Source organism: endosymbiont of Lamellibrachia barhami (assembly GCF_011947365.2).
In the GTDB taxonomy this organism is placed as follows: domain Bacteria; phylum Pseudomonadota; class Gammaproteobacteria; order Chromatiales; family Chromatiaceae; genus QGON01.
The window spans coordinates 3950247-3975659 of sequence record NZ_JAAVSH020000001.1; the positions used below are offsets into that span (position 1 = coordinate 3950247).

Below are 25413 nucleotides of genomic sequence, written 5' to 3' on the forward strand. Positions count from 1 at the left end.
GGGGGCTGGGGGTTAGAAACCTCCGGCTACCCGACTGATGTACTGTGTATTGTCACTAGTGCAGGGGTCGTCTGACTGACACGATCAGTCCCTCCACCGGCCTGCCTGCTTCCTTACGCAGGACATGGTTCTCGATGGATAACAGATCGAATCCGCAGACCGACAGCAGATCACGCAAATAATTTTCCGCATGGCTGTATCTGCCGTGGGGAAGCAGGATGAAGGTGTCACCCGGTTGCGGGTCGACGATCATCTCGATGGAGAACAGCAGCAGTCCACCGGGTTTCAACGCCTCGAAAGATGCATGGGTGACTTCCTCAAGCGCGCCAAAATAGCACAGCGTATCAGCGGAGACGATCAGGTCGAAAACAGACTCCCTTGCTTGGATATAGTGGGTCAGCTCTTCAGCAATCAGTTCGTCGTAGGCCTCGCAACCCGTTGCCTTCTCCAGCATGGTTCGGGAGAGATCGACCCCGACCAGGCGCCTTGCATATGGGCGCAACAGGGGGCCGCACCAACCAGTGCCGCAACCGACATCGAGTACCATGAGTTCCGCGTTTTGTTGTGGGATAAGGGTTGCAACTGCCTCTGCCAAGAGTTCCGGTGCCCGGTATTCGAGTTTTTTCAGGACCTTGTCGAAGCTGCCGGCAAATTTGTCGAAGATCTCCTCGACGAAGGCGTCGGAGGCCCGCTCCGGTATATTCTCTCCGGTAGTGGCAGCCAGCATATGCCGTGCAACGGGATTGTCAGGATCGAACAACAACCACTCTCGAAAAACATCTACCGCCTCCTCCAGTCGGCCCAATCGGTAGAGCGAATAACCCAGCCAGCGGTAGGAGGCGGAATTTGGGGCATTGAATGAAATCGACTTGCGGTAGGCATCTATCGCCTCCTCGTAGCGCTCCAGTTCAACCAGGATGCTGCCGATGTTATGCCATACATCCGCATGTTCGGGTGAGACATCGATGGCCTGTCGATAGCACGACATCGCCTCCTGATAGTGAGCCTGTTCTCTGAGCACGGTTCCCAGGTTGTTGAGTGCATCGGCGTTTTTTGGATCGAGGGCAAGGCAGGCCCGATAGGCCGCCTTTGCCTCATCCAGTCGACCCAGTTCCTTCAGCACGTTGCCCAGGTTGTTGTGGGCCTCCCTGTAGGCCGGGTTTGATTTGATGGCGTCACGAATCAGTTTGACAGCTTCCTCTCCTCGTCCGGTTTGGTGCTGCAGAACACCCAGATAGTGGAGCGCATCCGGTTGGGCGGGAGCCGCCTCAAGTATTCGTCGGTAGAGGGTCCTCGCGTCGTCGATTTGCCCTTCGCGGTGAAGCGTCACTGCCAACTTGACAGCATCGTCGAGAGATATTTTTTTATTCGACTTATCCATTTATTCCATAACTGTGTTATTTCTTGTTGGCAATCACCAGCAATCCCGCCACCGGTTTGCCCATCTCCATCCGGAGGGTTTCGTTAGTGACAGTGATCTCCCCAAACCCTGATTCCTGCAGGATGGATTTTATGTAGGACTCTGTATGGCTGTAACGCCCGTGGGGAGAGAGATGAAAACCTGTCTCGGTCTCCTCTTCAAGCCGTTCCAGCGTAAAGACGATCAGGCCCCCGGGTTGCAGGGTGAGCCAGGCGGCGGAGATCACCGGTTGCAGGTCGCCGAAGTAGACCAAGGTGTCGGCGGAGACGATAAGGTTAAAGCGCTCTGGTGTGGTTTGAAAGAAGTGGGTCAATTCCGCTTTTATCAGCTGTTCGTAAATCTTCCGTTCTGCAGCCTTCTCCAGCATCTTCCGGGAGAGGTCGACACCGATCAGACGTGAGACGATGGGCTTGAGCAGTGGGCCACAGAGTCCTGTGCCGCAGCCGGCATCAAGCGTGGTGCAGTCGTTCTCAGACGAGATGCGCTTGATGACCGCGTCGGCGATGACTTGGGGGGCGCAATACTCCAGTCCTTCGAGTCGTGCATCAAAGGTGGGAGCGAAGCTGTCGAACAGCGACTGCACATAGCGATCAGTCGCCCGCATGGGGATCTCCTCGCCACTGCAGGCAGCGAGCATGTGCTTGGCAAAGGGGTTGTCCGGTTCCACTTCTGTCCAGCGCCGGAACGCTTCCGTTGCCTCCCCAACCTGGCCAGTGGCTTCCAGCATCATGCCGAGATGATGTAGGGCATCGCAGCAATCGGGATCGAGTGCGAGGGCTTTGCGGCAGTGTTGGATCGCCTCGGCGAATCGGGCCTGCTCCCGAAGGATGCGGCAGAGGTTGACGTAGGTATCCACACCGTAGGCCACCGATTTTTCCAGGGCCGCCTCGGCTGCTTCATAGTCACCTTGGGCCGCGAGGACCAGTCCCAGGTTGTGGCGGGCCTCGGCAAAATCGGGTTTCAGATCTGACGCCTGTTGCAGGAGTTGCCGGGCCGCTTCCAGTTTGCCCTGTTCCTTCAACAGGATGCCCAGGTTATTCAGAGCCTGGAAATGACCGGGTTGCAGTTCGATAGCGCGGCGCAGGATCGGTTCCGCCTCATCCCATCGCTCCTGATTCTTGAGTACCGCCCCCAGATTGCTGTGGGCGTCGGTGAACTCAGGATTTAGCGAGATGGCTTGTCGATATTCGGCTTCCGCTTCGTCCAGCCGTCCCTGTTCCTGTAGAAAGTTGCCCAGGTTGTTGTGCGCCGCCACGTAAGCGGGGTCGAGTCGAATAGCCTGTCTGAGATTCTCTTCTGCCCCTTCAGCGTCTCCCGACTGAACCTTGATCAGCCCGAGAAAGTGGTGTGCCTCGGCGTACTCCGGCGCAAGGTCGAGAATACGCTCGTAGATGAGTTGCGCTTCCGTCAGTCGACCTTGCTGATGGCGTTCGAGAGCAATCTGCAGAGCTTCGCCGATGGTGACTTCAGAACCGTCTGCGGCGTCATCTTCTTGTTGGTCGGTTGTTGTGTGCGAGGTCATTAGCAGTGTCCGGGGATGGATCCGTAGACTATGTACTTTTAGTGCAAGGACTTTAGTATGCGGGATTATGAGACCAAAAAGAAAAGCACCCATTCAGTTCATGATCTGAAGGTTCACTTAGTCTGGATTACGCAGCACTGATCCTTGTTGCTGAAGTTATTTTTGCCTCCTGTGCAAAACTTCACTACTATCAGTTTACGAAAAGAGTAAATAATAAAATCAATTACTTACATGGCTTACTGGACTACCTACAAACGAAATTCACTTTTGCCCGAGTCGCCGGGAGAGTGGGAGATCGTCGCTGATGAGGATGCGCAGACCGTGTGGTCGAGGATCCCGCAGCTCCAGCGGAGCGCGTTCCCGCAGGTCGAAAGTCTTGCCTACCGCGTGCTCAGAATTCCGCTGCCTTTCTATCCCGGTCACCATCTCTACGAATTCGTCATTCCCGAACTGACGCCTGTGTTGCCCTGTTACGCACTGGTCGGGCCGGACGAGATGCACATGCTTGACTGGACCAATTCCACGATTTTGAGGCTTGGCCTGCTTGGCAGCTTCCGCATCAACGAAGAAACTGTACTTGATTATGTACGTTTCTTCTGTGCACATGTGGCACATGTGGCACATGTGGCAGGACGCTACGGACGCTTCCTGCTGTTGGAGTCCTCGGATATTTCAAAACAGAAAGGGTTCGCCGACGAACATATTGAACTGCTGGACAAACATTTTATGCCGTTGACCACTGCGGCGCTGACCAGGGGAAGGGAGGATGATACCTTTCATTTTCCGGCCATGATCCGCTCCCAGCGCAGTATTGCAAGGGCAAAGGTGAGTGTGACACTGACAGGTCAGGTAAATGTCGAGCTGGGTGAATTTGTCGCCGGCTTGTTTCCCCTGGTCGAGGGCCGGCCAACCGATGCAGATTATCCGGGTAAACCAACATTCGACTTCAGTGCAGGATGGAAACCTCTGGGCAACATGGATTCGGTACTTCGCAAACGGCTGGGTGGTTTCGACAAAATCGCTGCATCACCATCCAGTGATGCGCTGGCATATCAGAAATTATCCTTTTTCAAAGACACCGTCCTGTTGCGTATTCTTGCAGAAAAACCCGGAATCGGGTTTGGCATGTATGCACTTTGGTCTGCTCAAGGACTGTTTTCGCTCAGCGGCCGCTCGACACCGATTTACGAAGCTATCGAACGCGAACAGTTCGTGCTCGATAATGGTAGCGTGATCGACTACATGCAGTTTTTCTGCACTTTTGTACATGCAGAAGAGGGTCCATTCCGTGTGGTGAACCGGATGGATGAGCTCAATGTCATTGAGCAAGATGAGAGCAAAGAGGCATCGGTCTCCGTCGGTGGAGGCCCACGACAGTACGAGCAACTTTTCGAAGACAATCTGGAGAGTCTGCTGTTTCCGGTCGTCTGGTATGGTGATCCGGAAAAAACACAGTGGCATTTCAGTGCATTCAATCAGTATGGTGGTGACCTGTTTCGCAACACTTTTAAACTGAAACCGAGCGGCGAGTTGCAGATGACCGACGATACGCCTGTCGTCACGGACATACCCTACGACCCAAAACGTAACAAGATACAGCAGATAAGCGGCACGATTCCCGTTACGGGAGATGGTGGTGTCGAGCCTGCCGATATGGCTGCGCTGATCAGAAAAACCAGCCAAATGGGCAAGTGGCCCGGTTATCTTAACGAGCGTGAACTGGAAGCATCCATCCTGAGCGAATGTGTGCGGCTGCAGCTGCTGCATGCGTTACGGGCCGGGCAGGCGGCGCCACTATTCGAAGCCAACCTGGAAGCTGATGATGAGAGTCTGCTGCAGGTCTTCAGCGATTTTGTTTGCCGCCTGTACCCTGTCATGGTGCTGGAGTCCTCGATATCTTTTATCGAAAAAATCGTCGGCGACTTGCTGGAGAAGCGTTCCAGCGGTGTGCGCTTTCGTACGAAAGTGGATGCCTCACCAAGCGACGAGCTAAAGTGCGTTATCCCTGACCTCGACGACGACTCCCTGCTGGTGTTATCCATGCATCACTACAGGAGTATCGTGCGTCCCGAGGTCGTGGTGTACCAGCTGGGAGTAACGGATGCGGGACTGCTAATCGGCTGCGATGCCACATCCATCATTCCAGCCGCGCTGCAACGGGTCACGGACGTGACCCTGACACTGGGCGCTATTGAGCCGGGACAATTCAGGACACTGTTCTGCACACTGTTCGATTGCGAGTGGCCTGCAGATGCCGATGAAAATCCATTATGGCAACACTACGTTACACCCGGAGACTTTTACCAGCCGGTACGCGAAATGCTGCAACGGCGCTACAACACGACTGCTACCCATGAAGAGGCCGGGCCGGCCTGGTCGGTAGCGGATGCGCTGGCGGCAATTGAGGCGCGGGTAATCGGACGACTCTCCGAGGTTGATAGTGATGAGAGCCTCGGACTCGATGAGTTGCATGGTCTGGGTGAGGCGAAGGCCATTCTCAAGGACCTGCTTGTTGATATTCGCGCCGCAGCAGTCGGCGAAATGCCCTGGTCGGATATGGATCGCGGTATGCTGCTTACCGGGGAACCCGGCACCGGCAAAACGCTACTTGCGCGCGCCCTGGCGCGTGATTGCGGAATACGGTTTATCCAGTCGAGCGCAGCACGCTGGATCGCCGGCACGGATGACCTCAGTGGACATCTGCGCGCTATGCAGGCGAGCTTCGCGGAAGCGCGTCGCAACGCCCCCTGTATCCTGTTTATCGACGAACTCGACTCCATCGGCAACCGTGAGTTATTCGAGGGCCGCAATCGTGATTACTGCACCCAAGTGGTGGATGCACTGTTGCAGGAACTGCAGGGAGCTGTTGACCGTGAGGGTGTCTTTGTCATCGGCGTGACTAACCATGTTCGCAACATCGATCCGGCACTGACTCGTGCTGGGCGTCTTGACCAGATTGTGCAGGTACTGCGCCCTGACCGCCATGCCCTGGCCGAAATTATCCGTTTATACCTCAAGCCCCATGCTGAGGAGAACAACCTTGACAGCGATGTTGATGAAAAGGCTCTGGCCGGGATGGCATTAGGGGCCACCGGTGCGGATATCGAATTTTTTGTACGTGACGCTGCCCGTCGCGCACGCAAGGAAGGCACATCCATTAGCCACCGCCACCTGGCTGCGGCCATTACCCGTGCACCGCGCAGCCCGGACACTACCCGTGTCGTTTCCCCGCAGGAACAGGCACGTACTGCGGTACATGAGGCCGGCCATGTCATTGCGATGCTGTTGTGCAAACACTACCCTGTGCGCATCAATATGGTCTCGATCATTCCGCGCAGTAATGGCAGCCTGGGTTTTACCGGGGCCATGCCGGAAGATCGTCATTACCTGACCCGCAGTGCCTGTCTGGAATACCTCGAGGTGTTGCTTGCAGGACGTGCTGCTGAAGAGTTGGTGTATGGCAAAGAGGGAATCTCGGGCGGTGCGGGCGGTTCAAATGAAGGCTCGGATCTGGCTGTCGCCGTGCGCTGGACTGAACATATGGCCTGCAGGCTTGGTTTTGGTCCCGCGGGCCAGTTACGCTGGCAACAGCAGCCCGGGTCGGAGCAGTGCATCGGAGAAGTCCAGGAGCTGCTCGAACAGGCCTATCTGCATATCCTGGAGAAGCTGGCTCACCACGAGAAGATGTTGCATACACTGCGCGATGTTTTGCTGGAGAAGCACGAGTTGTTTGAAACAGAGCTGAAACAACTGGCTGCGGCGCACGGGCTACAGGCTGATAACAGGCCCGGTGTGCAAGTATCCCGACGGGAGGGAATGGTATGACGGTGGCCAGAAAGAATCTGGCCAAGGTCGACCACCGTGTCTACAAGACCTGGCTCAAGGTACTGTTCCGTACTGCGCTCACCGATAACACCGAGTGGCAGCGCCGCATGCGGATCGAACCCGGTGAGGACATTATCGAACACTTTGCAAAATATATCGAACGTGTTGTCCCGGTGATCGCAATCGAATCCTCGCTGCCTTACGCGGAGCACCTGCTGATTGAGCTGATAGGGGAACATGTCAAGTTCAATCGACCGGTGTTTCTGCCCTCGCTGTTGTCCGGCCACTGGCAGACCAGCCATGGCAAGCCATTTGATGCACGTACCCCACTGGTACTTTCATTTCATGAGTCGCAGAGCGTGGAAAACAGTCTGATGTTGGTACACGGTATCGAAACCTCGGATAACCCGGTGCTGATCGGTTGCAACCGCCTCAACCAGTTACCATTGGAGTTCCACCGTCTGATCGACATTACTCTGTCTCTGCCCGTGGCCTCTGCGCAGCACTTCGAACAGATCTTTGAAGATCTGTTCGAAGAAAAACTTCCATCGGACTCGGCGGATGATGGGCGCTGGCACAGTTTCGTGCTGCCCACCGATATACAACCACCACTACGCCTGGGACATAGTGCCAGCGATGCAGCTTGCTACATTCGTGCACGGGTCACGACACGCCTGTCACGGCTGGATGTGGAGGACGCACCGTCGCTGGAAGAGTTGCATGGCCTGGGTGCAGCGCGCGAAATCGCCCTCGACATGAAACGGGATATACAGCTTGCGCTGGATGGTCACATTGACTGGAATGACGTTGATCGCGGCATACTGCTGGCAGGTCCACCCGGTACCGGCAAGACGACACTGGCCATGGCGATTGCAAAGGACTGCGGTATAAAATTTATTGCGGCCAGTGCATCCAAATGGCAATCAGGCAGTGGTCTCGGTGAGCATTTGGCACTGATCCGCGAGTCCTTTGAAGAGGCCAGGCGTTTTGCGCCGTCGATCCTGTTCATCGATGAGATTGATTCGATCGGCAACCGTGAGAAACTGGACAGTCACGGCCTAACCTACCAGGCCACGGTCATCAATTATCTGCTGGAGCAACTCGATGGTTTCTCGGGTCGTGGCGACATCATCGTCATTGGTGCAACCAATTACGCAGACAATATTGACCCGGCACTCAGACGGGCCGGGCGGCTCGATCAGGTAGTGGACATTGGTTATCCGACGGTGCGGGCACTGGTTGGAATCTATAACTACCACCTGAAAGAACTAAAGACAGCCGGTAAACTTGCCACGGACGTCGACAGTGATGCGCTGGCGCGGGTGTCGTTCGGCCTGACAGGTGCTGATATCGAATTTTTTGTACGTTGCGCCGCCCGGCGGGCACGCAAGCGCAAGGATATCATTCGGCAGGATGACCTGATGGCAGAGATCATGCGTCGTCCTCGTGGCGAAGGGCTATCCGAGCCGTTTGACAGCGAAACCATCCAGCGTCTGGCCGTACATGAGGCCGGTCATGTCGTTATGCGGCTGCTGGGTAAGAACAAGGGTAAAGAGATCAGTTATGTATCCATCGCCCCCCGAAGTGACGGTCGCATAGGCTACACTGCCGCATTTGACGATGAGCGCGTATCCATGACAAGTGAAGATTACCTGCATGAGATACGGATCCTGCTTGCGGGACGAGCCGCAGAGGAGGTGATATTCGGCATAAACGATGTATCGGATATGGCAGGCAAATATGATTCGAAAAGTGATCTGTCACAGGCCGTAAGCATGCTGAATTATCTCAACAAGTACTCCGGACTGGGTGAGCTGAAAGACATCGTATTCCGTGTTGGTCTTACACAGGAAGCGGCGCAGGAACACGAGCAGCGCATTGAGAGGAAAATCACGGATCTTTACAGGGATCTGGTCGATGAAATGGGTCGCTCGAAGCCGCTGATCAAGCGGATTGCCGACAGGCTGGCGGATGAACAGGTGCTGGACGGGTCTGAAATCGAACGGTTGGCGCGGGGATAGCGGGGCCTGACGCAGGCTGGATGATGGCTGCTTTGGCCAGCTTGATTACACGGCCAGTGTTTTTCTGGATGGGAATCAGGACCGGCAACCGGTGTGAGGTTAGAAGGCATGATGATGGAAATCAATGCAAACGCTGTGTCGGATTTCCTGTCACAGCATGAGGTGGCGGAGCCAATCATGATTAAACGGCAAGGTGTACCGCACGCTGTGATGATCCCCTATGAAATCTTCCAGGCGATGCACAGAGACAACCGCCGCGCGTTGCGTGTCGAAGAGCTGACCGACGAAGATTTGGAAGCCATATTCAATAGTCGGCCGCCAACTGAACACAATCAATACAATGATGAGTCCGAAGACTGAGTACGTGGTTATACCTGTATGGTCAATAAACCAATCCGTAGAGTGGTATCAATGGCTTAGCACTTATTGTGCGTACCTTAATGATTTTATGTCTTGCCTTGATCGAGACTTACAATCGGACGATCAATCATATTTGGTGGTGGGGATAATGTGAATTATTAACCCGGCAATACTATAGAGTGTGCCGCTTACTGATTATCCAGTAATTTACGGCGTTTCTTAACAATATTGCAACTTAAAGAATTGCCGGATTAATAGGTTCGTCTACTGGTCTATGTTACCGGGACAGTGGATCAGGAACTCTTTTTGCGTAATGTTATTTCAACACTATTAAATCAACGAATCATGTTGACGGATCAGTTAGTCTTGTCGCATTAAGTTCTCAACCTTGCTTCTGAAAAACTTCTCGCTCCAAAGCTTCAGGCTCTGTTTCTCCGCTGAATTCAGAAATCGCTCAACGTCCGTAGCGGCCTCTTTCCAGTCCACCGAGGTGACTTTCTCCATCATCGTATGATGCAGCCAGTCACTGTCGACTTTGACACTTTCACTTTTCCAGGGGCCAAACTGAAACAAAGCGGCCTGTAAATGAGGAAGATTAGGTTGTGTCTTGTGCTTCACATACCAGTTAAAGTCATACCAATCGCGTCCTTTTACATAAGGTCGGCAAAGTAAGGCGTGAATCTTTAGGGCGAAATTACTGCTCAGATCCTGGTGACACACTTCAAAATCCAGAGGGAAATCCAGGTAGGCGTATTCATAACCAGAATCTTCCGGAGGGTTGATATCAATTTCCAGCTTGATTGTCAGTTTCTTCCCGGGTTGGCCCCGATAGAAAGAAAGATTCAGTTGATTACTTACTGAATTATCTTTCAATAACGCTTTTTTCACCCGCTGATCCATGCGGCTTTTATCCAGTACCTCGGATTGAAGGCCAAACTCTTCGAGGCCACCTTGGAGCATTTTGAGATAACCGCTCCATTCAAAATCGAGGTTGGGTTCCTTCAGGATGAAATCCAAATCCTCGGAGAATCGCGGCAGCTTGTGCAGAATACGCAAACTGGTGCCTCCCTGAAATGCAGCTACCTCAAAAAAACCCGCGCGCCACAACGAATACAACGCAACTTCCTGCAGGATCTCTTTGGTAGCCTGTTCCTCTTCCACTGGGTTGCTGGCTTTGTAGCTCTCCAGTCGCTGTTGGATTAATTCAATCATTGCCTAGCTCTCTGGCTAACAAATCGAGAAATCGGATTACGCGCTTATGCTTGTAAACCAGTTTCAAGGTTCGGATATCGGCACCCGTTACTTGCCGTAGAGACTCGTAATCAATACGCAAACTTTCATCCAGCCATTCCACCCCCTGCCATTCGACCTTTCTTAGGCAGACTAGGTCCATCAATGCCCGGATAGGCTTAGCTACCAGCATGCTCTGTTTCCTGGACTGTTCGCGATCCACCAGTTCCAGAAAATACCCTGGCTGAATGGCCAGCGGATGGAAGGAGAAGTGTCCGAACGACCCGTGTTGGTATTCGAGAGACTTTCTCCCCGGCGTCACACTGGTGGTGGTATATACGGCTTCGGGAATCCAGCCATGGTGGGCCAGGGCGGTTTCATAGGACACATAGCTTCCTGGTGCAAAGGCCTGGGCTAGGGCAAAGGGGTGGACGGGGTGGTTCCGAAAAGGTTCGGCCAGCAGGTAGCTGCCCCGGCGCAGACGCAGCAGTTCTCCGGCCTTGATTGCCCGGTTCACCAAGTGATAGCGGCGCTGTTTGCTGCCTTCAATCACCCGCTCCAGTTGGGCATCCGTAAATACCCGGTTGGCCAGTTTCAGCTCTATAAGTTGTTTCGTCAGTGTCTGCATGGCTGGTATCTATTGATATTCTATCGGACCATAAAATTCCAGAAACTTCCACTATCTGGAAGTTTACACCTCTATTTGGATAAAGCAATGAATGGAGTAGATGCGCTACTGCAAATTAACTCTTGACATTAATAGCGGAATAGTCAAAATGGCCTCAACCACTATGCAATAGAGTCTCTACTGAATAACTTCAGGAAAGCTCAAGAGGTGGGATATGCGGCAGGCTGGCACCTGCCGCACATGTTCAAGTCACAATCAATTTCGAAACGAGGTAATAAGAACGATGCGAGTGTATCAAATCAGTTACGACCTGCGAAAGCAGAGAAATTACGACGCGCTCTATGAGCGCATTAAAGCCTACCCCTGGTGCCATGTGCTGGAGTCCAACTGGGTCATCACGACTCAACAGTCTGCGGAGCAGGTCAGGGATAACCTGGCGCAGGTGATGGATCAGGATGACGGCTTGCTGGTAACTCGCCTGAGCGGGGAAGCTGCCTGGCGAAATCTGGGTGGCCAGATCTCACAGTGGCTGAAGGAGAAACTGGAAGCCACTACAGTGTAAGACGGAAAAGGAGCGCCAAGGATGGCTCTTATCAAGAAAACCATTATTTATATGCGTAAACCACTAAACACGATTGCCAACATCCGGGCGGGGTACACCTTTCGCGGTAGGGTCAATGAAGATCCGACGGGGAATATCCCCGTACTGCAAATCAAGGATCTCAAGGATCGGGTAATGCTCACTGGGGATCAACTGCCCAGGATCAACTGGCCTGATACGAAGAGGGCCGCGAAGGAGGCTGCGACCGTGCAACCCGGGGAGATCCTGTTACCCGCCCGTGGCGAGTATTATCGGGCTTCGATCCTGCTGGGCGATGAACCGGTTATTGCCACCAGTCAGCTATTTGTATTGCGCCTCACAAGCAAAAAGATCACGCCGGAATATCTCAACTGGTACTTGAACCAAAGTACGGCGCAGCACTATTTTCAGACCCATCGTAGCGGCACCAGCATGCCCATGCTCAACAAACAGAGCCTGGGCGCACTGCCGGTAGCGATTCCACCCCTGTCGACACAGGAAAAAATTGTCTCTGTACAACGCTGTTGGGAACAGGAACAACAACTCACCAAACAGTTACTTGCCAATCGCGAACAAATGCTTAACGGCATTTTTCAACAATTACTGGAACAATAAACGCCATGTCCAAAGAGAGCATCGACCAAAAGCAGATCAACAACGCCGTCTGGGCGGCCTGCGACACCTTCCGTGGCACCGTCGATTCCAGCGTGTACAAGGACTACGTCCTGACCATGCTGTTTCTCAAATACCTCTCCGATGTCTGGCAGGATCATTATGACGAATATCAGAAGGAGCACGGCGACAGCCCGGAGCTCATCGAGGAACTGCTGAAGAACGAACGTTTTGTGCTGCCCCGATCCGCCAACTTCTATTCGCTCTACGACAAACGCTACGAACCGGGCAACGGCGAACGTATCGACAAGGCACTGCATGCCATCGAAGACGGTAACAGCAGTAAACTGCGCGACGGCGACCACGGCGTGTTTCAGGATATCTCGTTCAACACGACCAAGCTGGGTGACGAGGCACAGAAGAATGATGTGCTGCGTCACCTGCTGGAGGATTTCAATAAACCCGAACTCGACCTGCGCCCCAGTCGGGTGGGCAAGAGAGACGTCATCGGCGATGCCTATGAGTTCCTGATTGACAAGTTCGCCGCCGGCGCCGGAAAAAAGGCCGGGGAATTCTATACTCCTGCTGCCGTCTCCGAACTTATCGCTGAGCTGGTTGAGCCAAAAGAGGGTGACGACATCTGTGACCCGGCCTGTGGTTCCGCCTCTTTGTTGATGAAATGCGGTCGACAGGTCAAAAAACATTTCAACGGCTCAAAGAGATATCAGCTCTACGGTCAGGAAGCCATCGGCAGCACTTGGGCGCTGGCCAAGATGAACATGTTTCTGCATGGCGAAGACAACCACATCATCAAATGGGGCGACACCCTGCGCAACCCGCGCCTGCTGGACAGTAACGAAAACCTGCAGCACTTCGACGTGGTGGTGGCCAACCCGCCTTTCTCTTTGGACAAGTGGGGGCAGGCATCCGCTGGGGATGACAAATATGGCCGCTTTCGCCGCGGCATCCCGCCCAGAACCAAGGGTGACTACGCCTTTATTCTGCACATGATCGAAACCCTGAAGCCCAAAACAGGGCGCATGGGGGTGGTGGTGCCTCATGGCGTACTGTTCCGCGGTGCCAGTGAAGGCAAGATCCGTAGAAAACTCATTGAAGAGAATTTATTGCATACCGTTATTGGTCTGCCGGAAAAACTTTTTTATGGCACCGGTATCCCTGCAGCAATTTTGATATTTAAAAAGAAAAAGAGAGACGACAAGGTGTTCTTCATCGACGCCAGCCGTGAATACCAGGATGACAAGAACCAGAACCACCTCACCGAAGAGCATATCAACAAGATTGTTGCTACCTATGCAGCGCGTAACAACGTCGATAAATACGCTTATCTCGCCGATCTCGCAGAGATCAAGGAAAATGATTTCAATCTCAACATACCTCGTTATGTGGATACCTTTGAGGAAGAAGATGAGATTGATTTGGTGGCGGTGCGGAAGGAGCGAAAAAAACTAAAGGAGGATTTGGCAAAGCTTGAAGTCGAAATGGAAGGGCACCTCAAGGAGCTGGGTTATGGTCTATGAGGGAAACCAAAAACTTGGTGACCTGTTTGTTAGCAGGCGTGAGAAAGGGAAAGCTGGCCTTCCAACCCTGTCTGTGACGCTTAATGATGGTCTTGTGAATCGTGAGATATTAGAACGAAAGACAGATACGAATCTTTCTGAAAGTGAGCATTTATTGATTAAGCAGGGCGACATCGTCTACAACATGATGCGAATGTGGCAGGGTGCTTCTGGCCTTGCAGAGAATGACGGCCTGGTGAGTCCGGCCTATATCGTTCTAGCTCCGAAGGAAAATGTAGATTCGCTTTTTGCAGCATACCTTTTTAAGACGCAACGACTGATTTATCTATTCTGGGCGTATTCCTATGGGTTGACCTCAGACAGATTGCGTCTCTACTTTAACGATTTTTCCAGAATCCCGGTTGACGTCCCCCGAATTGAAGAACAAACCAAAATCGCCCAAATCCTCTCCACCTGGGACAAGGCCATTGAAACCACCGAAAAGCTGATTAAAAACAGCAAGGCGCAGAAAAAGGCGCTGATGCAGCAACTGCTGACGGGGAAGAAGCGGTTTCCGGGGTTTGAAGGAAAGTGGAAAGAAGTTCAGCTATCTATCATTGTCGATATCACAATGGGGTCTTCGCCAAAATCTGAATCATATAACCGTGACAAAGCGGGCCTTCCATTAATTCAAGGAAATGCGGATATACGAAACCGTTTCTCCTCTCCTAGAGTCTATACCTCACAAATAACGAAAGAATGCAGTATTGGTGACGTTCTACTGAGCGTGCGCGCGCCAGTAGGTATGGTTTCAGTTTCTAAGCACCATGCTTGTATAGGACGTGGCATAGCAGCTATTACTGCGAAGACGTCATCGTCAACAAGATTCATTTATCAACTGCTTCTTGCGCACGAGCCAAAATGGATAAGGTTGTCTCAAGGGAGTACTTTTGACGCAGTAAATGGAGCCGATATCAGAAAGTTTCGGGTTTTCATTCCAAATGAAAAAGACGAGCAACTACGTACCGCAGTGGTATTAGATGATCAGGATAAAGAAACCAAGAATCTTGAAAAACAGTTGTTTTCTCTCAAGGGCCAAAAAAAAGCCCTCATGCAACAACTCCTCACCGGCAAACGTCGTGTGATATTGGATAAGAGCGAAATCGATGAGAATTGAGTGATGAATAAGGAAGTTACACAACACCATCAAACCTTTGAAAGCCTGAAGCATACGCAGGATGGAGGTGTAGAGTTCTGGACTGCCAGAGAGTTACAGTCAGTGCTTGACTACAGCAGATGGGAAAAATTCGAGCGTGTCGTCAAAAAGGCCATGGCGGCCTGCAAGAAATCGGGCCAGGCAATAGGAGACCATTTTCCCCAGATGGTGAATATGGTCATGCTGGCAACTGTTTAACGATAATGTCTACGCTCCCTGAAACCAAAGAACAATACAGCAGCCACATCCCGGCGCTGAAGACCTTGCTGGCCCTGGGCTGGGAGTATCTCTCTCCCGCAGCCTGCCTGAAAAAACGCGGAGGCAACCGCTCGGTAGTGCTAAAGGATGAGTTGATCGAAAGCCTGAAGAGACGCCGTTTTGAATATAAGGGGGAAGAGTATCCGCTCTCCCCCAACGCCATTGAACAGATCGTTCGCGAACTCTCCTCCCCCGGCCTGAACGAAGGCCTGTTGACCGCCAGTGAACGCATCTATGACAAGCTGTGTCTGGGTATCACTGTCACCGAGTTTATTGACGGCAAGAAACACTCCCCAACCATTCCGGTTATTGAGTGGGATGAGATCACAAACAACAGCTTCCTGGTCACGGAAGAGATGGAGGTGCTCAGCACAGCCGGAACCCATACCCGTCGTCCCGATCTGGTCTGCTTTGTAAACGGCCTGCCGCTGGTGGTGATCGAGGCCAAGCGCCCGGATTCCGGTAACCCCAACAAGAACATGATCGACGAGGGTATCAGCCAGTCCATCCGTAATCAGAAAAACGATGAAATCCCGGGTCTGTTCGCCTATGCTCAACTGCTCCTGTCTATCAGTAACACCGATGGACGCTATGGAACGTCCAAGACCATCAGGAAATTCTGGGCTCGCTGGCGGGAAGAGGAATTTGCCGAAGCGCACTTCCATCAAATCAAGAATATGCCGTTGAAACCGGAAGCGCACGCCGGCCTGTTCGCTGACAAACCTGCCAGGGTGTGCAGCTATTTCGAGCAGCTTTGGGCCGGTGAGGAGCTGCCGACCGAGCAGGACCGCCTGTTGATCAGCCTGTTGGCACCGCACCGCTTGCTGGAATTTGTGCGCTATTTTGTGCTCTACGACAGGAAGATCGGAAAGATTGTGGCGCGCTACCCCCAGGCCTTTGGTATCAAGGCGCTGATTGAGCGGGTCAATCAACATACGCCCAACGGTGGTCGTGAGGGGGGTGTACTCTGGCACACCACGGGTTCCGGCAAGTCGTTCACCATGGTGTTTTTGTGCAAGGCGCTATTGTTGCATCCCTCTCTGAAGGAAAGCCGCATTATTGTCGTCACCGACCGCATCGACCTGGAGAAACAACTGGCCAATACCTTTTTGTCCGGCGGCGCCTTCGGTTCCATCATTGCCAGCAAGAAAGAGGGTGAGAAACGTCCAAACCAGAGAAAGCGTGATAACACAAACCGTGTGGAAGAGGCGAACCAGAATTTGGACCAACTCATGGACATCGCGTTTACGTCGACGAACTTCGTGGGAATCCACGAGGTTCAAAAGAGTCGCTTGCCGCCTCAGTCCGCACCGAAGCTCATCAATCTGCTCCAGCTACCCAGAACAACAAGTGGGTCGACATCATGTCGATGGTGCCGGCAATCGTAGACCAGACGCTTCTTGAGTGGATTGGCAGGAACGCTGAGCTCGCCCGCGCCAATGACGACGGCGCAGCTGTGAAGAGATTCCAACGCATGAGCCAGCTCGCGCAAGGGATGATGGAGCCCTGAGCGGTAGCGGGTGTGGCTCGTGAAAAAGGTCGAGAATTTCAAGCAGTACGAATTATCGTGAAGGATAACTCAGTCTTCAGACTCATCATTGTATTGGATGCGTTCAGTTGGTGGCCGACTATTAAATATGGCCTCCAAATCTTCCTCGGTCAGCTCTTCGACACACAACGCACGGCGGCTGTCTCTGTGCATCGCCTGGAAGATTTCATAGGGATCATCACAGCGTGCGGTACACCTTGCCGTTTGATCATGATTGGTTCCGCCACCTCATGTTGTGACAGGAAGTCCGACACTGCGTTTGCATTGATTTCCATCATCATGCCTTCTAACCTCACACCGATTGCCGATCCTGATCCTCATCCAACCTGCGTCAGGCCCCGCTATCCTGCGCCAACCTTCCCTTGCGGCTGATTCCTAACTATTCAACAGCAATTCCGCCATTCCATCCAATCGCCCTTTTACGGCCTCCCATTCAGGCATCTGTGTTTTCAGCAAGCGATAGAAGTGCCGACTGTGATTATGGAACTTCAAGTGACACAGTTCGTGGAGCAGCACATAATCAATACATTGTGATGGCGCTTTTACCAAGTGGGGGTTTAACGACAAAATACCTTTCGGAGAGCAACTGCCCCATTGCTTCTTCATGGTCCGCAATTTCCAGGTAGGCTTTTCCTGAACCCAGTTGGTTTCCTGCCACAAAGCCTCCAACCGCCGGTCGAATTGATTGCGGGCATGGTCTTTATACCAATCCCATAACAGGGTTTTAACGCTATCCCGATTATTATTGTCCGTAGTTACCTGCAAGAGTCCTTGCCTGAGTTTTACGCCGGGCTGTTGCCGCTTGCTTTTCCGAACCTTCAGCACGTATCGCCTGCCCAGATAAAAGTGGCTTTCGCCGCTTACATACTCCCTGGGCAATACCCAGATACGTTGTTCCCGTATGCGCTCGATATGATTAAACAGCCAGCGGCTGCGCTTACTGACGGCTTGCTTGACTTCGACCAGTGATGTTTGAGGGGGGGCATCAACCTGCACACGCCCATTCGGGTGAACATGGATGGCGACCTTGCACTGCCTTCCCGGCACAAAAAGTACCTGATAGGGAATTTGCACGTCTCCGTACTGCAGGCACTGCTCAATCAACGACGCTCTCCGCGACTCAAACCCACACGAGTGATCTGAATGACCGATTCAATGACCTCTTTGGCCTTGTCCATCCCAACCAGTTTGAAAAGCTTCGGCAGCAAGCCTTTGCGGATCTCCGCCTCGATACCCTGGGGATTCAGCGACTGTTCTGCAACCGCCCGGTCTACAATTAGGTCAATGACAAGTGCTTCATCCGCCAGGTCGTGAGGCGGGTCATCACCCATTGCCAGGCGCATGGCGCCATAGTAGGCCCTGGCGTGGGGGTTTCCGCTCAGGGATTCCGGAATACCCTCTAGCTGGCGAGCTTCAAGCTTTTCTTCAAAGGTCTTGAACAGGGCATATTGCTTGAGCGGGTGGTCGAACAGGGCCTCAGCCTCGGCAATGGCCTCTTTCAGCAACTGGGAAAATACCTTTTGCGCATAGGGGTCGCCTGCCAGTTCCTGTTCAATGGTTTTCCTGGCGCGCGTACGAATGAGGTCAGTTTCGTTACGGGTCTTTTCTTCGGACCACTCTTCCGGTTTTCCCTGTCCCAGTTCACTGACGATGTAGACACCTTCCGGTTCTTTGACTTCATTGCCTACTACCTGCTTGTCTACCAGACGCCGGATCTGTTCCTCATAGCTGCTGTAGTCCACGGTTTCCTGAGCATCCTGGCGGGCGATCTTGCGCAGATTGGTAAAGAAGCGCAAATCCGCTTTCCATGTTTGAATCATCGCCTCGGTAACAGTGCCATCTTCAAAAAACGATTGGGAAGACAAGGCGAGTTTCAGACACAGACCAAAATCGGTCAGGGCAGAATAGAAATCTTCACGGACCTTTTGCCGCTTGTCATAGCTGTTGCCATCGCTGTCTTCACCGTATTCAGGGATCAGGATCTGTCGATACTGCTCCAAGTCCTGGCGATTCTTCACGCCGGTAAAAACCGCCCATAACTGATCATGCAGTCGTGGCAGGCGCTTATACTCGGTACTCATCTGGCCGTATAAGCCATCGATATCCTCAATGTCATAGCCGCTCTGTGTCCGGCTGGCCAGATCCTGAAATTGCTGAATGGCCGTATCCAGCTCTTCGAGAATGCCGCGGTAATCAATAAGCAGACCGTATTGCTTCTCTTCGTGCAGACGGTTCACCCGGGCGATGGCCTGAATGAGGTTATGTTCCTTCAATGGTTTGTCGATATACAACACCGTGTTACGAGGCTCATCAAAACCCGTGAGGAGTTTGTCCACCACGATCAACAAGTCCGGATCACCGGGTGTGGAAAAATCGTCCAACACGGATCGCTCATACCCATCCGCATCGTGGCCTGCATTCTCTTTCCACCATTGCTGCACTTCCGGTAGTTTCTCCTCATCGACATCTTTATGCCCCTCGCGGGTGTCTGGCGGCGATATCACCACAGCGCTACTCACCAGCTCAGTTTCGTCCAGGTATTTTTTGTAGCGAATGGCGCTTAATTTACTGTCGCAGGCGATCTGGCCCTTCAGGCCCTGGTTCAGCTTTTTGATATTCTCGTTAAAATGCACCGCAATATCCCAGGCGATCAGTTCAATGCGGTTTTGGGATTTATAGACTGCGCCTTTGCGGGCGAACTTTTTCTTCAGATCGGCCCGTTGCTCCTCGGAAAGCGCCGCCGTAATCTTGTCGAACCAGTTATCAATGGCCTTCTCATTCACCGCCAGATCCGGCTGGCGCTCTTCATAAAGCAGGGGCGTGACGGTGCCATCCTCCACCGCCCGCTGCATGGTATAGGCATGGAGAATCGGCCCGAACTTGTTGGTCGTCTTGTCATCCTTCAGCAAAGGCGTACCGGTAAACGCGATATAGGCGGCATTGGGCAGTGCTTTGCGCATGCGTTCGTGGTTTTCACCCCCCTGGCTGCGGTGACCTTCATCGATGAGCACAATCAGATTGTCTGAAGGGTTGTAGCACTCGGGCTGTTTCGAGGCCGTGTTGAACTTGTTGATGATGGAAAAGATGATGCGCTCGGTACCCTGACCAATGCGCTTGGCCAGATCCTTTCCGGAACGGACCCTGGCCTTCTCACCCTCTTTCTTGCTGGCAATGATGGAACCGAAGGCGCCGCCGGACAAAAAGGTATTGGCCAGTTGTTTCTCCAGGTCGATGCGGTCGGTGACGACAATAATGCGGCTCTCCTTTAAAGATGGATGCAGCAGCAGCGCCTTGCACAGGAACACCATGGTGAACGACTTGCCGGAACCCGTCGTGTGCCATAGCACGCCGCCCTCGCGGCCACCGTCTGGCGTGCGCTGATTGACACGATCGATCAGCGCCTTGATACCAAATGCCTGGGGATAGCGCGCCACAATCTTGCCGTTTTTTTTGTCGTAGAGCACAAAATAGCGGATAAATTCAAGCAGCCGTTCCGGCGTCAGCAAGCTGATCAACAGGCGGTCCTGCTCGGTAGGCAACTCTTCACCGGCCCAAAGCTGCTCGAAATAGTTGCGCACCCTGGCAGGTTTGTCCGCAAACAGGTCAGCATGCGCTTCTGGTTTCAATGGGGTGTTCTTTATTTCATGAAAGTGCGCTTCGGCAAATGCCTCTTCCCGCCAGCGAGCCCAGAATTTCCTGATGGTCTTGGTCGTTCCATAGCGTCCATCGGTGTTACTGATAGACAGGAGCAGTTGGGCATAGGCGAACAGACCCGGGATTTCATCGTTTTTCTGATTACGGATGGACTGGCTGATACCCTCGTCGATCATGTTCTTGTTGGGGTTGCCGGAATCCGGTCGCTTGGCCTCGATCACCACCAACGGCAGGCCGTTCACAAAGCAGACCAGATCGGGACGACGCGTATGAGTGCCCGCTGTGCTGAGCACTTCCATCTCTTCCGCGACCAGGAAGCTATTGTTTGCTACATCACCCCACTCGATAACAGGAATGGTCGGCAAATGTTTCTTGCCGTCAATAAATTCCGTCACCGTCACGCCCAGACAGAGCTTATTGTAGATACGTTCACTGGCGGTCAACAGGCCTTCGTTCAAACCGGGGGAGGAGAGTTCGCGAACAATCTGTTCGATGGCGTTGGGGGAGAGCGGATACTGTTCACCCTTATACTCGAAGCGGCGCTCCTTCAGGCTTTCGATCAACTCATCCTTAAGCACTACCGAACGGTTGCCGCCGCGTTTTTCCAGGCAGGTTGCGGGGGACAGATACTTCCAGCCCAGGGCCAGCAAGGTCTTCAGCGCCGGGATGTGGCTGCTGTATTGTTCTTTGGTTTCAGGGAGTGTAGACATTATCGTTAAACAGTTGCCAGCATGACCATATTCACCATCTGGGGAAAATGGTCTCCTATTGCCTGGCCCGATTTCTTGCAGGCCGCCATGGCCTTTTTGATGACACGCTCGAATTTTTCCCATCTGCTGTAGTCAAGCACTGACTGTAACTTTCTGGCAGTCCAGAACTCTACACCTCCATCCTGCGTATGCTTCAGGCTTTCAAAGGTTTGATGGTGTTGCGTAACTTCCTTGCTCATCGTTCAATCCCCGTCGATTTTGCTCTTATCGTAAGTTCTCAAAAAGTCCGTGCAGGAGGGTATGTAGATGCCACTTCCAGGAGACGCTGTAAATACATCCCTGTACGCTTGAAGGCGGCATCCCTGCCGCCAACACTCCTGGAAGTGGCATCTCCATACCCTCTCGCAAACATCTGCACGGTGTTAATAAGAACTTACCTCTTATCCAACTTTACCCGGCGTTTGCCAGTGAGGAGTTGTTGCATGAGGGCTTTTTTTTCAAGCCTCAAATTCTCTACTCTAGCCTCAAGAAGAATTACTTGATCGCTTGCTACCGCTAGGGAATAAAGGATTCTCCTTTGCTCGTCTAGTGTTTCGGGAACTAAGACTTTCAACGATTTAATATCGGATAATCGAATTTTTTACAGTACTTCCGGTTCCAAGTTTGCCCAAGACATGAACTAGGCTGTGCATTAAAAAGAAAAGATACTTCGATAAAAGTTTCTTCTTTGGAACCAACGCTTTTAGATCTTGATTAATTGCGACATCAATCACGTTCGTAACAGTTTTTCCGACTGCCATTCTTGTGGACACGATCACACTTCCGGCTGGGATTAAATTACTAGCGCTATTATTGAGGCCTTTTTCTGTAATTCTTTCTTTAGCACCATAAATTACTGGGGCACTCAAATCTTTTACCGTAGCCCACGGGATGTCACCACCCCAATACTGTGGGTTGCTACGATCCGGTGTCCCACCACCGATTATCTTGACAAGGAAATCGCCCAGTCGCGCGTCTGACCACCCCCCATTAAACCCCGGAAACCGCTTCTTCCCCGTCAGCAGTTGCTGCATCAGCGCCTTTTTCTGCGCCTTGCTATTTTCAATCAGTTTTTCAGTAGTTTCAATGGCCTTGTCCCAGGTGGAGAGGATTTGGGCGATTTTCGTTTGCTCATCACCACCCGGCATAGGAAACTTGAGATTTGTGAATTCTTTTTGCCCCAGAGTTTTATTCCGACCTGCGCCGCCCGGTGAGGCAAGCTCCAGGAGGTACTTACCTTTTTTCGTCTTAAAGAAGTAGTTAAGGAAATCCACATCACATCTTTTTCCTTTCGGTCTATACATTGGAAAACGATGCGACGCTATCATTCCAACTTCATTATCTGTCGTTCTCGCAACAGCCTGCTCCCAGGCAAATACGATATTGACAACAAAACAATCTGGAAATATTTTGAACACGTTTGTTGCCTAGCGTTTTGCCTAGCACAGCTTCTTTATGAAAAATACCCTTCCCATGAGATCTGATACCGATCTCCCTGTATAGAGAATCGAGTTCAGGTTTTACGGGCACAATTACTCGCTCTACAACAGAGCCAAGCCTTTTTTCACTCCAACCCTCAGGCACCATAACCTAGCTCCTTCAGATATCCCTCCATTTCGACTTCAAGCTTTGCCAAATCTTCCTTTAGTTTTTCCCGTTCCTCCCGAACCACCATCAAATCAATCTCCTCTTCTTCCTCAAAGGTATCCACATAACGCGGGATGTTGAGATTGAAATCGTTCTCCTTAATCTCCGCTGGGTCGACAATATAGGCGTATTTATCGACGTTATTACGCGCTGCATAGGTATCGACAATCTTGTTGATATGCTCTTCGGTGAGGTGGTTCTGGTTCTTGTCATCCTGGTATTCCCGGCTGGCGTCGATAAAGAGCACCTTGCCGTCTCTCTTTTTCTTTTTAAAGATCAAAATTGCTGCGGGGATACCGGTGCCATAAAAAAGTTTTTCCGGCAGGCCGATAACCGCGTCCAACAGATTTTCTTCGATGAGTTTTCTACGGATTTTGCCTTCGCTGGCCCCACGGAACAGCACACCATGAGGCACCACCACCCCCATGCGCCCTGTTTTGGGCTTCAGGGTTTCGATCATGTGCAGAATAAAGGCGTAGTCACCCTTGGTTCTGGGCGGGATGCCGCGGCGAAAGCGGCCATATTTGTCATCCCCAGCGGATGCCTGCCCCCACTTGTCCAAAGAGAAAGGCGGGTTGGCCACCACCACGTCGAAGTGCTGCAGGTTTTCGTTACTGTCCGCCGCGGTTACATGTTCGGAAGTATTATGGGGATTATCACAGGCATTTCGTTTTCAAACAGGATAGCCTGCCACTAGCGCCGTGACAGAAACCAAACGCAAACGCTGTGTCGGATTTCTGTCACAATACGAGGTATGGTTTCAATCATGACAAAACGGCAAGGTGTACCGCACGCTGTGATGATCCCCAAGAAATCTTCCGCGATGCACAGAGACAACCGCCGCGCGTTGCGTGTCGAAGAGCTGACCGAGGAAGATTTGGAGGCCATATTTAATAGTCGGCCACCAACTGAACGCAACCAATACAATGATGAGTCTGAAGACTGAGTTATCCTTCACGATAATTCGTACTGCTTGAAATTCTCGACCTTTTTCACGAGCCACACCCGCTACCGCCAGGGCTCCATCATCCCTTGCGCGAGCTGGCTCATGCGTTGGAATCTCTTCACAGCTGCGCCGTCGTCATTGGCGCGGGCGAGCTCTGCGTTCCTGCCAATCCACTCAAGAAGCGTCTGGTCTACGATTGCCGGCACCATCGACATGATGTCGACCCACTTGTTGTTCTGGGTAAGCTGGAGCAGATTGATGAGCTTCGATTGCGGACTGAGGCGGCGAAGCGACTCTTTTTGAACCTCGTGGATTCCCACGAAGTTCGTCGACGTAGACGCGATGTCCATGAGTTGGTCCAGAACCTGGTTCGCCTCTTCCACGGTTTGTGTTATCACGCTTTCCTCTGGTTTGGACGTTTGCCCAGAGTCTACCTGGATTAAAAGCTCCGATTCAAGCAGTGATCCCAGAACTGGATTTGTGCACGAACAGCGGACAGAATCTGCTCGAGTAGAAGAGCGGCTGCCTCTTCCTCGTTGAGCCGCCTTAGGGCGAGCTTCTTCTTCAGGTGGCTGATCAGTTCGTCATCGACCAGTGCTGGCACCAGGTCTGGGATTTGAAGCCAGAGCTGGGGTTCGCCCAGGGTTTCCATAAGCAGGATGAGCTTGGAGCGCCTGCTTGGTGTTTGTAGGGCAGGTGCCAAGATCCTGTCCTGCTCGAGCTGCAAGTTCAGGAAGTCGTCTACGATGTGCTCGGCTTCCTCCTCGGTCTGCTCGTTCCGTCGCGACTTGGTGCGCTCCCAGTCGTCCATGTCGTAGGCTTGCTGGGCGGCCTTGCGGCCCTCGATGTCCTCGGGCGGTACAGTGACCTGGGGCGGAGTGATCCACGCCGTTGGATTCATCTCCATGGCCTGCGCCAGAAGCCGTGCGCACCGTCGCCAGCTATCCACCCTATCGAGTTCCACCGTCCATTCGCGATCAAGGCTTAGAAACGGGTTTGTGGCGAGGTACTTTGCGAGACGCTCCGCCGTATGATCGCCGAGGACGACCGTGACAATGGGTTTATGCGCATTGGTTCCGATCTCCTGGCTGACGACGGGTCGGCCGATGCTGTTGGGTGTTGCGATGTAGAGCAGTGCTTTCGAATGACGCGCATCCTTGAAGAAGTAGTTCGCATCCTCCTCCGCGCGCTGGACGTCGTCTGGATCCGAGATGAAGAGCCTCGTGTCCGGCCAGGTCTGCCTGACCCAGGATGCAATGCGATGCGCAGCGTCGGCATCGAGATGGCAGTAGGATATGAAGAGGTCGTGACGAGGCTCGGTCTCCTTGAGGGAGGCAGGGCTCTTTCGGTCGATCAGGCGGCCGTTGTCGACGCACAGCGCACGAATCCTTGCCCCGCTGAACAACATCGATCGGTTAGACGGAATGATGCTCGGAATTGGAAACTTGATCGCGTAACAGAAGATCTTCCGATAGGTGTCCTCGGCCGCTCGAAGCTTCGGACCATCGTGCGCAAGGTTGTAGTCGCTCAGGAAAGAGACAACTTCGTTGATCTCGGAAATGCGTTCGCGTTGCTCCCGCCCTATTGGTACGCGCCGGGCGAGAATCACGTACCCATTCCCGTCGAATACGACGAGCCCGCAGGTACGGCTCTTCTCGCCAAAGCTACATAGGATCTCG

General features: G+C 52.7%; 21 protein-coding genes and 1 pseudogene. 11 read left to right on the plus strand and 11 right to left on the minus strand.

What is annotated here, in order from left to right:
• Positions 1-55: 55 nt before the first annotated feature.
• Positions 56-1381: a tetratricopeptide repeat protein gene (locus G9Q73_RS18050; RefSeq protein WP_177421013.1), complete on the minus strand. Its 1326-nt coding sequence runs from the start codon at positions 1379-1381 to the stop codon at positions 56-58.
• A gap of 16 nt (positions 1382-1397) precedes the next feature.
• Positions 1398-2942 carry a tetratricopeptide repeat protein gene (locus G9Q73_RS18055; RefSeq protein WP_177421014.1) on the minus strand — a complete coding sequence of 515 codons (1545 nt, stop codon included), beginning with the start codon at positions 2940-2942 and terminating at the stop codon, positions 1398-1400.
• A gap of 231 nt (positions 2943-3173) precedes the next feature.
• Here G9Q73_RS18055 and G9Q73_RS18060 point away from each other — a divergent pair, with 231 nt between their 5' ends.
• The 3 genes from G9Q73_RS18060 to G9Q73_RS18070 all read left to right on the plus strand — a co-directional run bounded on the left by G9Q73_RS18060 (position 3174) and on the right by G9Q73_RS18070 (position 9148).
• Complete coding sequence (locus G9Q73_RS18060) at positions 3174-6767, plus strand: AAA family ATPase (RefSeq protein WP_177421015.1); 3594 nt, start codon at positions 3174-3176, stop codon at positions 6765-6767.
• Positions 6764-8788 (plus strand): AAA family ATPase, encoded by a 2025-nt coding sequence (locus tag G9Q73_RS18065; protein WP_177421016.1) that lies wholly within the window; start codon positions 6764-6766, stop codon positions 8786-8788. The genes G9Q73_RS18060 and G9Q73_RS18065 overlap by 4 nt, the downstream gene beginning before the upstream one ends.
• A 108-nt stretch (positions 8789-8896) precedes the next feature.
• Positions 8897-9148, plus strand: a complete 252-nt coding sequence (locus tag G9Q73_RS18070) for a hypothetical protein (RefSeq protein ID WP_177421017.1) — start codon at positions 8897-8899, stop codon at positions 9146-9148.
• Between the two features lie 360 nt (positions 9149-9508).
• Here G9Q73_RS18070 and G9Q73_RS18075 read toward each other — a convergent pair whose 3' ends face one another.
• Both G9Q73_RS18075 and G9Q73_RS18080 read right to left on the minus strand, forming a co-directional pair.
• Positions 9509-10309, minus strand: coding sequence for a nucleotidyl transferase AbiEii/AbiGii toxin family protein (locus G9Q73_RS18075; protein WP_369408924.1), 801 nt, complete (start codon positions 10307-10309; stop codon positions 9509-9511).
• 43 nt (positions 10310-10352) lie between these two features.
• Positions 10353-11006, minus strand: a complete 654-nt coding sequence (locus G9Q73_RS18080) for a type IV toxin-antitoxin system AbiEi family antitoxin domain-containing protein (protein ID WP_177421019.1) — start codon at positions 11004-11006, stop codon at positions 10353-10355.
• Between the two features lie 283 nt (positions 11007-11289).
• Here G9Q73_RS18080 and G9Q73_RS18085 point away from each other — a divergent pair, with 283 nt between their 5' ends.
• From G9Q73_RS18085 to G9Q73_RS18115, 7 genes are all read left to right on the plus strand, one after another.
• A complete protein-coding gene (locus G9Q73_RS18085) occupies positions 11290-11568 on the plus strand; it encodes a hypothetical protein (protein ID WP_177421020.1) in 279 nt (92 codons plus the stop codon).
• 21 nt (positions 11569-11589) lie between these two features.
• The gene (locus tag G9Q73_RS18090; RefSeq protein ID WP_177421021.1) at positions 11590-12201 is read left to right on the plus strand and encodes a restriction endonuclease subunit S; all 612 of its coding nucleotides are present in this window, start codon (positions 11590-11592) and stop codon (positions 12199-12201) included.
• Between the two features lie 5 nt (positions 12202-12206).
• Positions 12207-13736, plus strand: coding sequence for a type I restriction-modification system subunit M (locus tag G9Q73_RS18095; protein ID WP_177421022.1), 1530 nt, complete (start codon positions 12207-12209; stop codon positions 13734-13736).
• A complete protein-coding gene (locus tag G9Q73_RS18100; RefSeq protein ID WP_177421023.1) occupies positions 13726-14892 on the plus strand; it encodes a restriction endonuclease subunit S in 1167 nt (388 codons plus the stop codon). Before G9Q73_RS18095 ends, G9Q73_RS18100 begins: the two co-directional genes overlap by 11 nt.
• A 3-nt stretch (positions 14893-14895) precedes the next feature.
• Positions 14896-15129 carry a hypothetical protein gene (locus G9Q73_RS18105; RefSeq protein WP_177421024.1) on the plus strand — a complete coding sequence of 78 codons (234 nt, stop codon included), beginning with the start codon at positions 14896-14898 and terminating at the stop codon, positions 15127-15129.
• A 5-nt stretch (positions 15130-15134) separates the two neighbouring features.
• On the plus strand, positions 15135-16577 hold the full coding sequence (locus tag G9Q73_RS18110) for a type I restriction endonuclease (RefSeq protein ID WP_177421025.1): 1443 nt from the start codon (positions 15135-15137) through the stop codon (positions 16575-16577).
• Between the two features lie 134 nt (positions 16578-16711).
• Entirely contained in the window at positions 16712-17110 is a 399-nt protein-coding gene (locus G9Q73_RS18115) for a hypothetical protein (RefSeq protein WP_177421026.1), read from the plus strand.
• 3 nt (positions 17111-17113) lie between these two features.
• On the opposite strand, the gene G9Q73_RS18120 is transcribed toward G9Q73_RS18115, so the two are convergent.
• From G9Q73_RS18120 to G9Q73_RS18140, 5 genes and pseudogenes are all read right to left on the minus strand, one after another.
• Positions 17114-17842, minus strand: a complete 729-nt coding sequence (locus G9Q73_RS18120; protein WP_218649982.1) for a M48 family metallopeptidase — start codon at positions 17840-17842, stop codon at positions 17114-17116.
• Positions 17839-21102, minus strand: a complete 3264-nt coding sequence (locus tag G9Q73_RS18125) for a type I restriction endonuclease subunit R (RefSeq protein ID WP_177421027.1) — start codon at positions 21100-21102, stop codon at positions 17839-17841. Before G9Q73_RS18125 ends, G9Q73_RS18120 begins: the two co-directional genes overlap by 4 nt.
• Before the next feature lie 5 nt (positions 21103-21107).
• Complete coding sequence (locus tag G9Q73_RS18130) at positions 21108-21341, minus strand: hypothetical protein (protein WP_177421028.1); 234 nt, start codon at positions 21339-21341, stop codon at positions 21108-21110.
• 378 nt (positions 21342-21719) lie between these two features.
• Positions 21720-22559 carry a restriction endonuclease subunit S gene (locus tag G9Q73_RS20615; RefSeq protein ID WP_177421029.1) on the minus strand — a complete coding sequence of 280 codons (840 nt, stop codon included), beginning with the start codon at positions 22557-22559 and terminating at the stop codon, positions 21720-21722.
• A 158-nt stretch (positions 22560-22717) separates the two neighbouring features.
• Positions 22718-23398 (minus strand): annotated as a pseudogene (locus G9Q73_RS18140) (N-6 DNA methylase); the annotation flags it as partial.
• 156 nt (positions 23399-23554) lie between these two features.
• Between G9Q73_RS18140 and G9Q73_RS18145 the strand changes: the two are divergent.
• The gene (locus G9Q73_RS18145; protein ID WP_177421030.1) at positions 23555-23734 is read left to right on the plus strand and encodes a hypothetical protein; all 180 of its coding nucleotides are present in this window, start codon (positions 23555-23557) and stop codon (positions 23732-23734) included.
• A 62-nt stretch (positions 23735-23796) separates the two neighbouring features.
• On the opposite strand, the gene G9Q73_RS18150 is transcribed toward G9Q73_RS18145, so the two are convergent.
• The gene (locus G9Q73_RS18150) at positions 23797-24132 is read right to left on the minus strand and encodes a hypothetical protein (RefSeq protein WP_177421031.1); all 336 of its coding nucleotides are present in this window, start codon (positions 24130-24132) and stop codon (positions 23797-23799) included.
• A gap of 41 nt (positions 24133-24173) precedes the next feature.
• On the minus strand, positions 24174-25413 hold a 1240-nt coding region (locus tag G9Q73_RS18155; protein ID WP_218649983.1), incomplete at its 5' end, for a hypothetical protein.

Excerpts from the sequence above, each read along its gene's own strand:
- G9Q73_RS18050 (WP_177421013.1), bottom strand. The coding sequence starts at position 1,381 with ATGGATAAGTCGAATAAAAAAATATCTCTCGACGATGCTGTCAAGTTG.
- G9Q73_RS18055 (WP_177421014.1), bottom strand. The coding sequence starts at position 2,942 with ATGACCTCGCACACAACAACCGACCAACAAGAAGATGACGCCGCAGAC.
- G9Q73_RS18060 (WP_177421015.1), top strand. The coding sequence starts at position 3,174 with ATGGCTTACTGGACTACCTACAAACGAAATTCACTTTTGCCCGAGTCG.
- G9Q73_RS18065 (WP_177421016.1), top strand. The coding sequence starts at position 6,764 with ATGACGGTGGCCAGAAAGAATCTGGCCAAGGTCGACCACCGTGTCTAC.
- G9Q73_RS18070 (WP_177421017.1), top strand. The coding sequence starts at position 8,897 with ATGATGATGGAAATCAATGCAAACGCTGTGTCGGATTTCCTGTCACAG.
- G9Q73_RS18080 (WP_177421019.1), bottom strand. The coding sequence starts at position 11,006 with ATGCAGACACTGACGAAACAACTTATAGAGCTGAAACTGGCCAACCGG.
- G9Q73_RS18085 (WP_177421020.1), top strand. The coding sequence starts at position 11,290 with ATGCGAGTGTATCAAATCAGTTACGACCTGCGAAAGCAGAGAAATTAC.
- G9Q73_RS18090 (WP_177421021.1), top strand. The coding sequence starts at position 11,590 with ATGGCTCTTATCAAGAAAACCATTATTTATATGCGTAAACCACTAAAC.
- G9Q73_RS18095 (WP_177421022.1), top strand. The coding sequence starts at position 12,207 with ATGTCCAAAGAGAGCATCGACCAAAAGCAGATCAACAACGCCGTCTGG.
- G9Q73_RS18100 (WP_177421023.1), top strand. The coding sequence starts at position 13,726 with ATGGTCTATGAGGGAAACCAAAAACTTGGTGACCTGTTTGTTAGCAGG.
- G9Q73_RS18105 (WP_177421024.1), top strand. The coding sequence starts at position 14,896 with ATGAATAAGGAAGTTACACAACACCATCAAACCTTTGAAAGCCTGAAG.
- G9Q73_RS18110 (WP_177421025.1), top strand. The coding sequence starts at position 15,135 with ATGTCTACGCTCCCTGAAACCAAAGAACAATACAGCAGCCACATCCCG.
- G9Q73_RS18125 (WP_177421027.1), bottom strand. The coding sequence starts at position 21,102 with ATGTCTACACTCCCTGAAACCAAAGAACAATACAGCAGCCACATCCCG.
- G9Q73_RS18130 (WP_177421028.1), bottom strand. The coding sequence starts at position 21,341 with ATGAGCAAGGAAGTTACGCAACACCATCAAACCTTTGAAAGCCTGAAG.
- G9Q73_RS18145 (WP_177421030.1), top strand. The coding sequence starts at position 23,555 with ATGACAAAACGGCAAGGTGTACCGCACGCTGTGATGATCCCCAAGAAA.